2 protein-coding genes and 1 pseudogene are annotated in these 2,133 nt (G+C 65.9%); all 3 read right to left on the bottom strand.

Annotation, left to right across the window (positions count from 1 at the left end; all coding sequences use genetic code 11):
- Positions 1-73: pseudogene (locus tag A5659_RS27045) on the bottom strand (WXG100 family type VII secretion target); the annotation flags it as partial.
- A gap of 318 nt (positions 74-391) precedes the next feature.
- A complete protein-coding gene (locus A5659_RS15280; protein WP_066861444.1) occupies positions 392-691 on the bottom strand; it encodes a PE family protein in 300 nt (99 codons plus the stop codon).
- 693 nt (positions 692-1,384) lie between these two features.
- Positions 1,385-2,133, bottom strand: a 749-nt coding sequence (locus A5659_RS15275) for a PE/PPE C-terminal domain-containing protein (protein WP_231997841.1), incomplete at its 5' end; no start/stop codon positions are given.

Below are 2,133 nucleotides of genomic sequence, written 5' to 3'. Positions count from 1 at the left end.
TCTGGGCGTGCACCTCGAAGCGGCCCGCCATCGCCCGCATCTCGTGCGGGTCGGTCATAAAACGTGTTGCCATGTCGGCTGTTCTCCTTGCTACGTAGTTACTGGGTGATGTGGTGAAGACGGTGGCCGGATCGGTTACGTGTTACGCAACCGCCGTGCCGAATGAATAGAAATGACCCCCCCTTCCCGTCAGCCGGCGGCCACCGGGCGCTGTCACGGTGAGACGGACGTCAAACCCGAACCGCGGCGTTTGAGTTGACGGAGTGCGTGTTGCGCTGCAGGACGTTCTGCGGGCCCAACCCTGCGGCCCCGGGATCGCTCCCTGCGGGGCGGTCACGTTGGAACCCACGTCGGTGACGATCTGTCCCAAGGTCCCGAACCGCCAGTCCGATCAGCCGGCGGCGGCCGCGTTGGCTGCCTCGGTGGCAGCGTACGAACCGGAGCTGGTGGACAGAGTGTTCACGAACTGCTCGTGAATCGCTGCGGCCTGGGCGCTCACCGCCTGGTACATCTGCGCGTGCGCGGCGAACTGGGCCGCGGTCAACGCCGACACCTCGTCGGCAGCGGCGGGTACCACCCCCGTCGTTGGGGCTGCAGCGGCTGCGTTCTGGGCGCTCAAGGTCGACCCGATAGCCTGCAGATTCCCGGCCGCCGCGGCCAAAGCCTCCGGCTGTGTGGTCACGAACGACATATTTATTCCCTCCTAGTTCTATCCCCGACGATGCGAGACTAGATGACGGTGGCCCCCGAGATCGGTGTGGAAGCCCGGTGTTTGCAATTGTTCACTTAGCGGTACGGCGAATTCACTTTTGGTAACGACACAGTAACAGCGCCTGACCTCGACCGACGCGGGTAGCAGAACGGTCTCAGCGAATGATAACCGACCTGGGCCCGAAAGTAGCTGGTAAAAATCATGCTGGGTGTTGTCGGCCCGCCGGCGGCCAAAAGATCTGATGGCCGGTTAGCTCGTCTCAGCCCATGGTGGACGCGACTGGTGATGTGGTCATTCCTGGCCTTCTTGTCATCAACGACTCGCCAACGCTCGCCTACGAAGTGGTTTGCCGCTTGCGATGTGATTGGGACTACGCCGAGGACTCTAGTGGATTGCACCCCCCCAGGGAAGACCTGCGTAGGCATAATGCAGTTTTTGATGCACCATGCGGGTTCGGGGGCAATCCGAGTGGACAGATTCAGCGTGCCGCGGTGACCCGTCCTGGTGGGGCGTCGCGGGAACCTCTTTTCGATCACTTCAGCCGCTTGATCGCACCGGCGCACGCGGACGGCGGACGCCGGTAGCAATTGGGAGAACTCGCGGCGCATCATGCTGCGGACACTGATAGCTGCGTGGCAATCGGCGGCGTCGAACACACCTGCGGACGCGTGCTCAGCCGGCAAACGGGGGCCGGGCCATGACGGTGGGCCGGAATCCGTACTTGGGACCCGCCACCCCGTGCCCGCCGGCACCCGTCCCGGCCAGCGGCATGCCACCGAGCAGGTTCCCCGGCCCGCCGGCGGCCTCGGGAGCCGCGCTGATGCTGCTGACCGGAATCGCATGCCCCAGCGCCGGCGCCGCCGGCGCCCCCGACCAGGCCACCGGCACCGACAACTTGCCACCCACCGAGGCCGCGCTGCCCAACGCCGCCACCGGGTGAGCCGCCGCAGCACCGCCACCCAACATCCCACCCAGACCACCAAGCCCAGGCAACGCCTTGGCCGCCGCCGGAGCCGCCCCACCGATCGCACCGACCGACTTGGCGATCTGCGTAAAGGTGTTGGCCATACCAGTACTGAAGTACGGCAGACCCTCGGTGTTGTAGAACAACCCCGCAAACGGGCTGTAGCCGTTGACCAGAGTGCCCAGGTTGGTGGGCAGGCTGGTCTGCCCGGTCAGCAGGAACCAGACCTCCGACAGCGGATCCGTGGTCGTCGTCGCCGCCGTGGTCGTGGCGGCGGTCGCGTTGGTCGACGTGGTCGTTGCCGGCTGCGCCAGCGCCTGCAGGGTCTTCGACGTGTTGGTCGCCGTGGAGTTGGCCGTGGCGTTGGTGACCGCCGCACTCTGGGTGGCCTGACCCGACGGGTTGGTGACCTCCGGCGCCTTCTGGAACTGCGCCACCTTCGTCGCCGAGGCCGACT

This window comes from Mycobacterium sp. 1165196.3 (assembly GCF_001673415.1).
Classification (GTDB): Bacteria; Actinomycetota; Actinomycetes; order Mycobacteriales; family Mycobacteriaceae; genus Mycobacterium; species Mycobacterium europaeum_A.
Note: the sequence above shows the minus strand (reverse complement) of the source record. Positions and strands in the feature narration are given on the sequence as shown.